This is a genomic window from Paenibacillus herberti (assembly GCF_002233675.1).
GTDB lineage: Bacteria > Bacillota > Bacilli > Paenibacillales > Paenibacillaceae > Paenibacillus_O > Paenibacillus_O herberti.
This window is the reverse complement of record NZ_NMUQ01000001.1, coordinates 2,214,731-2,221,031: the sequence shown is the minus strand read 5'-3', so window position 1 is coordinate 2,221,031 and position 6,301 is coordinate 2,214,731. Positions and strand designations below refer to the sequence as shown.

The following is a 6,301-nucleotide window of genomic DNA, read 5'->3' as shown; positions in this document are numbered from 1 at the left end:
TATCGGCAGCAATGTTTTTTATGCCTAAATCGACCCCTATAGCGTCAATTGGCTCGTAGGGCTCGTTTGCTGGACGCTCAACTACAAGCAGCAGATAAAAAACACCATCATGCCAAACAAGGTCGGCTTGGCCTCGGATATTCTTGCCTTGCATGACGCCCTGATGATAAGGGCTAATCTTCATCGGCACCTTAATGCGTCCATCCAGCGTCAAGATCGAAGCAAGCTCTAGTCCAGTAAACGATAACGTTCTCGCGTCATAGCTCATTGCACCGGTTTCACGAAACGAAATCAGCGTTTTCTCCACTTTTTTCTTGCCTTTGGGCTTTTTGTGTTTCTTTTTCTTTTTAGCCTTTTCAGCAGTATAAGCATCCGCTACTTTGCGTACAGCTAGAATGGCCATCTGAGAAGATAACTGGAATTGATCGCGAACGTCATAGTAAACGAGCTTTTGTAGTTTGATGCGGTTATATTCGGACTGCTCAAAAGCGAACCCACTGATAAAGGTGCAAGCAGCGTTATATCGTTTCATGGTTTCCAACAATTTTTCATGATGTTCTTGCTCCAACATGAGCTTAATCTTCGTTGTTATCAGCAATTTTCTTCACCTCCTTCATTCCTATTTTAGCACGAAATGGGTGATAAAATAGGCGAACAGTCAAAGGAAGCTGAGCTTATCCTACAAGCATGTCATTCATCCCCCACCTATAGAGGACGGGAGAATCCTGACACTAAGAGTGTTGAACATGTTATCCATCATACCATCTTTTTAAGAGAAAAAAAGCGCTTAGCCCCTTTGCAGCATTCGTTATTTACAGCGGTTGTATCCTATAGGATGATAAATGTATGGGATTGAAATCATAGTGTTTGAGGGGAGAAACTAGAGATGGAAATCAACTTTTGTTCAGCTTGCGGTCAGTCGATGGAAACGCGTGATATCGATGGTACCGAGAGAAGAGCATGTACAGCATGCAGCTTTGTGCACTGGGGCAATTATAGCATCGGTGTGGGCGCTTTAGTCGAGAGAGAGGGAAAGCTGCTGCTCGTGCGCCGAGCACAGGAGCCTGGGCGAGGTTATTGGACAAATCCAGGCGGGTACGCGGAACAGCTTGAGCAGCTGCATGAAACAGTACGCCGTGAAGTAATCGAGGAAACGGGTATTGAAGCTGTTGTCACCGGCGTTGCAGCTCTACGAGACGAGCCGCGTTTAATCCATAACTTATATGTCGCATACTCCATGGAGTACGTGGCAGGAGAGCCGATTCCAGACGGACTGGAAGTGGATGCGGCAGGATTCTTCAGCAGGGAGGAGATGGAATCGATGAATGTAGCTTCTTTCACTCGCTGGCTCGCTGACGTTGCTTTGAGCAGCCGTTCGGAAGGGCTTCGATTAGATGAAAATCCAATCGTTCCTTTGAAAGGATACGGGCTATTTCGTGTAGGGAAGGACACAGAAGTTTAAGCTCGGGATGCCGCCGCTACAAAAAATTGAGGAGGTTCAATAAGATGGATCGAATTGTTCAATCTTTAACCTTGTTTTCTTCGTTAGGCGCTGGTTTGATGGCCGGACTTTTTTTTACCTTCTCGGCGTTCATGATGAGCGTTCTTGCCAAGCTGCCTTCGGCACAAGGAATCGCCACGATGCAATCGATTAATGTATCTATACTGACTCCATTGTTTGGCTTCATATTTTCTGGGACGGCATTGGCGTGCGTCATTTTGGCGATTTTCTCGTTCACCAAGTGGGGAGGAGCAGGAATGGGTTATCTGCTTGCGGGCAGCCTGCTCTATTTGATCGGCTGTGTTCTGGTAACAGCTGTGTTCAATATTCCGTTAAACGACTCGTTGGCTGCAGCCAGCCCTAATAGTGTCGAAGGCGTAGAGCTTTGGAATCGTTATGTCGTTAGTTGGACAGCGTGGAACCATGTTCGGACCGTTTTGACTCTGGCGTCACTGGCTTCATTTATACTCGCGTTTCGCAAGTTGTTTTAATGCCGATTAGGCAGCTTCCTTATACGAAGTTATTCTAGTCATCATATAGATATAGCAGCTGTATGAGATTTGGAGAAGCAGCGTATTCACCCTTGGTACAAGGGTAAGGAGGCGCCATAATGTTCGGCGACAAGACGTATTTTGATGGATTCACCTGGGTCATGTTCCCCAAAGCCAACGGGATTAGCAACACGTTTACGTATGAATTCTGGGTGAAAGCGGAAGAGCAACAACTTCTGGATCCGGAAAAAAGCTTGGGGAATGATGGTTTAGTCGGGAAAAAGTATGTGGTCGGTCCGGATTTTTATCCTTATGGTTCCGCAGGCTGCGGCATTTCAGTAGGAACAAACGGGATTTCGGTATATGAGCATTCCTCCAATCATATTCCGGCAAGGCTTGTTTATCCGTATGATTTCTCGAGCTGGCAGCATGTGGCCATCGTTTCGGACAATAGGAAGCTTCGTCTATATATTAACGGACAGCATAGGAAGGTTGAAGGCGCTGATAGCGTCGTTGATCATCTTTATCCGTCTCTTTGCCTTGGAGGACACCAATACGGAGCTTTCAAAGGAGAAGTGAGCGAGTTTCGCTTATGGTCCACCATTAGGACAGAGGCTGAATTGAAAGCGAATATGCATTCAAAATTGAACGGGATGGAAAAGGGGATTTATTTTTATCGTGATCTGGATAGAGGCATTGTAATACAACATGGGGTAGTTAAAAATATCGCCGTCAGTGTTATCATGCCTTCCCATAACCGCTGCCCATTAAACCATTTCTCTTTGCTCAGTTTAGATAAACAACAATTTCCGTCGGAGCAAATGGAAGTTGTTTTCTTGGATGATAATTCATCCGATGCAACTTCATCGCTGTATGAGTTGATAAATCCGGGTTACTCATTCATTTATGTGCAATCACGCAAGAATAGGGGAAGATCCACGATCCGCAATATAGGTGCACGAATTGCTGCAGGTTCCACGTTTATATTTTTAGATGCTGAAATGATATGCGCTCCTGATTTTGTAGGCAACCACGCCCAGCATCACTTATCAGGAGACCGGAAGGTTGTTTCGGGAGCCTTAAAGTTAAAGCGTATTTTTACCATCATAGATCCGGAGTTCTCCTTACAGCAGATAGCTCAGTTAAAGGAATGTTATTCTAACCATCCTGTTGCCGCTGAACTCATAGATCGATTTTTAGAAGGAGATCGAGCTCAAGTACAGCTTCTGCCATTTGACATGATGTTTGATTCTAATCATCTGAGAAAATGGAACTACACTACTCCTTATTATGAGAATATTCTATTAAATTATGGAGATGAATTCCAAAATTACCACTTTCCATGGATAAATTTGATTACGAACAATGCTTCTATGACGAGAGAGCTTTTTGAGGAGATTGGCGGATTTGACGAGCACTTTTTGGGATTTGGCTGGGAGGATTGGGAACTTGGATACCGAGCCGCTCAACATGGAGCGACATTTATTCACGATGACTCTGTAATTAATTTTCATCAAGATCATCCCGTTCCTTCAGATAACCTTTTTCAAGCGACGCAGAACTATATAAAGTTTTGTGAAAAGTATCCTGATGATAAGGCAGTCAAATTATTCTCGCTTACTATGCTCGCAGGACCGGATCCTTTTAATGATCTAAGTGAATATTTGACGGAGTATAACCGGATTAAAGCCCAATATCCGCAGCGTTTCAATGCATTTTATAACTATATGGACTCGGCATTAAATTTGCTGCCTCAACGATTGCGTGCTGATGATAGGATTACTCCGTTTGTTATGGATGAACACATAAGTAAAATGGAAAAAGCGGATGTTGAAAATGAGGTGTCGGTTATTTGTGAGATGTCCACTTTCCCGAGGCTGATAGAGCTTTATAAGCGGCTCTCTAACTAGAGCATCGATTGAGTTTCGTCCTCAATGCCTCCCCTAATCCCCTCCGTTAAACTTCCTGCAGCTTGGACATAATGGGAGGGGGAGGACATCCATTTATGACCTACACAGAAATATTGCTGCGATCGATATTAGCCGTCACCATACTGCTGCTCATTCCTAGAATACTCGGCAAACAGACGGTCACCAATATGACCTTTCATGATTTTGTGACGACCATTACTCTGGGATCTATAGCGGCAAATTTAACGTTTAATATCAGTTTGAAATTTACTTATGAACTGACGGCTCTTGTTTTAATTACGAGCCTTTCTTTTTTGCTGTCTGTTGCCGCATTGAAAAGCCGTAAAATGAGAAGCTGGATCTCCGGCTCTCCTACCGTGCTTATCGAGGGCGGTAAAGTTCTTGAAGATAATATGAGAAAAATTCGATATACAATGGATTCGCTGGACCAGTCCTTGCGAGAAGAAGGGGTTTTTAATTTAGAAGAAGTGGAATATGCCGTTCTGGAAAACAACGGAAAGGTGTCCATTCTGAAAAAAGAAGGCTACCAGCTGGCCACAAAACAGGATATCGGCCTTGTTGGACGAGCTCAGTCTTTTCCCATAGAGCTAATTATGGATGGCGAAATTGTAGATGATAATCTGGAGCGACACGGACTGACTCGGAACTGGCTTGAACATGAGCTAAGTCAGCGGGGGAAAACGCTGTCTGATGTGTTCTATGCGGTAAGAGGTACGCAGCAGCAGCTCGTGTTTGATTATTATAAAGATGATATCTATAATCCAATGGATAAGGAATAACGATAGAATCCATGGTATAATCTTCAGATGAATAGGAAAAAAGGACGTGAGCAACTTTGATAACAATCACTATTCCGAAACCGGAAGTGAGCATTACTAAACAGAAGAACCCCGAGGGAAGCCATATTTTCGGGTTTACCGATTTCCACCTGATTACGAGAGAAAAAGGTGGCTTTTTTATGTTTTACAATGCAAAGGACGAGCTGTTGTTTGTTGGCAAGGCAAGAAAGCTACGCCCAAGAATCAAAAAGCATTTCGAGGATTCCGTATCACCGATGAAAAAACATCGCGATGAAGTGGCGAAAATCGAGGTTTACCTCGTAGACGATCCGATGGAACGTGATATCTATGAAACCTACGTCGTCAATCGGATGAAGTCAAAGTATAATGTTGATAAACAGTTTTCTTTTTAATAGAATTTCAAGTTATACCCCAATAGTATAGCGAGCCGTATCAACGCAGCCTTTATGAGGCTGCGTTTTTTGTTGGTTTTATAAGTTGAACTTTAAGAAAAGAGCAAAGAAACAAAAAAATGAACCTAAAAACAAAATGCTGCTATTTCAGGCTTTCAGCTCCTTTATTACAATATAGAAAACGCTAACATAAAGGAGTCCACCCATGTACAAAAAATTCATAGGGCAGTTAGAAATTCAAAGCATGGTGTGGCCGGGAATTATTTTTTTGCTTATCTTCTCCTACTTTCCTATGTACGGTATTCTGATTGCCTTTAAAGATTATGACATTTTGCAAGGCATAACGAGCTCGGATTGGGCTGGCTTGGAGCATTTTCGGGAGTTTTTCAATGATCCCAACTTTATGCAAGTATTAAAAAACACGCTGACGATCAACATGCTCGCATTGGCCATAGCTTTCCCGGCTCCGATTATTTTTGCCTTATTGTTGAACGAGATAACGAACAACAAGTTTAGAAGACTTGTTCAATCGATTTCGTATTTGCCTCATTTTGTATCCTGGGTTATTTTTGGCGGCTTAATTATTAACATCCTTTCTCCCTCGAACGGTATTCTCAACGAAATCCTTCTTACGATCGGCGTGTTAAAAGAACCCTTGAGTTTTATGTCAGAGCCGCAATATTTCAAATACATTCTTGTCCTCGGCGAAACGCTGAAGGGGCTGGGATGGGGAGCGATCATTTACATCGCCGCTATAGCAGGCGTAGACGCCGAATTATATGAAGCTGCAAAAATAGACGGCGCGGGCCGATTTCAGAAAATGTGGCATATTACGCTGCCAAGCATAATGGGAACAATCGTCATCATGCTCATCTTTGCAATCAGTTCTCTTTTGAACAGCGGCTTTGAGCAAATTCTCGTGCTGCAAAATGTGCTGAACAGGGAAACGAGCGAGACGATTGATACTTATGTATACAAGCTCGGTTTCGAATCGATGAGATACTCCTATTCAACGGCCGTTGGCCTCGCCAAGTCGATTATTGCGGTGATTCTATTGTTAGCTGCCAACCATATCTCCAAAAGAATTACGAATAAAGGTTTGTTCTAAGAAAGGAGCTATTCCTGTAATGAAGTAATTTGAGCTTTGAGCAAAAAAGCGCCACTTAGTATACTGGGAATCGTGTTC

At 43.3% G+C, this 6,301-nt stretch carries 6 protein-coding genes and 1 pseudogene; 6 read left to right on the top strand and 1 reads right to left on the bottom strand.

The window, feature by feature from the left end:
• A pseudogene (locus CGZ75_RS25185) lies at positions 1-598 on the bottom strand (RNA-guided endonuclease TnpB family protein); the annotation flags it as partial.
• 288 nt (positions 599-886) lie between these two features.
• On the opposite strand from CGZ75_RS25185, the gene CGZ75_RS10215 reads away from it, so the two are divergent.
• The 6 genes from CGZ75_RS10215 (at position 887) to CGZ75_RS10190 (ending at position 6,223) form a co-directional block, all read left to right on the top strand.
• Positions 887-1,462 (top strand): NUDIX hydrolase, encoded by a 576-nt coding sequence (locus CGZ75_RS10215; protein ID WP_089524065.1) that lies wholly within the window; start codon positions 887-889, stop codon positions 1,460-1,462.
• Positions 1,463-1,506: 44 nt separating this feature from the next.
• On the top strand, positions 1,507-1,992 hold the full coding sequence (locus CGZ75_RS10210; protein WP_089524064.1) for an anthrone oxygenase family protein: 486 nt from the start codon (positions 1,507-1,509) through the stop codon (positions 1,990-1,992).
• A gap of 119 nt (positions 1,993-2,111) precedes the next feature.
• Complete coding sequence (locus CGZ75_RS10205) at positions 2,112-3,902, top strand: glycosyltransferase (protein WP_089524063.1); 1,791 nt, start codon at positions 2,112-2,114, stop codon at positions 3,900-3,902.
• Positions 3,903-3,973: 71 nt separating this feature from the next.
• The gene (locus CGZ75_RS10200; protein ID WP_245850767.1) at positions 3,974-4,702 is read left to right on the top strand and encodes a DUF421 domain-containing protein; all 729 of its coding nucleotides are present in this window, start codon (positions 3,974-3,976) and stop codon (positions 4,700-4,702) included.
• A gap of 56 nt (positions 4,703-4,758) precedes the next feature.
• Positions 4,759-5,115, top strand: coding sequence for a nucleotide excision repair endonuclease (locus tag CGZ75_RS10195; protein WP_089524061.1), 357 nt, complete (start codon positions 4,759-4,761; stop codon positions 5,113-5,115).
• Positions 5,116-5,320: 205 nt separating this feature from the next.
• Positions 5,321-6,223 carry an ABC transporter permease gene (locus CGZ75_RS10190; protein WP_089524060.1) on the top strand — a complete coding sequence of 301 codons (903 nt, stop codon included), beginning with the start codon at positions 5,321-5,323 and terminating at the stop codon, positions 6,221-6,223.
• The last annotated feature ends 78 nt before the right edge of the window (positions 6,224-6,301 follow it).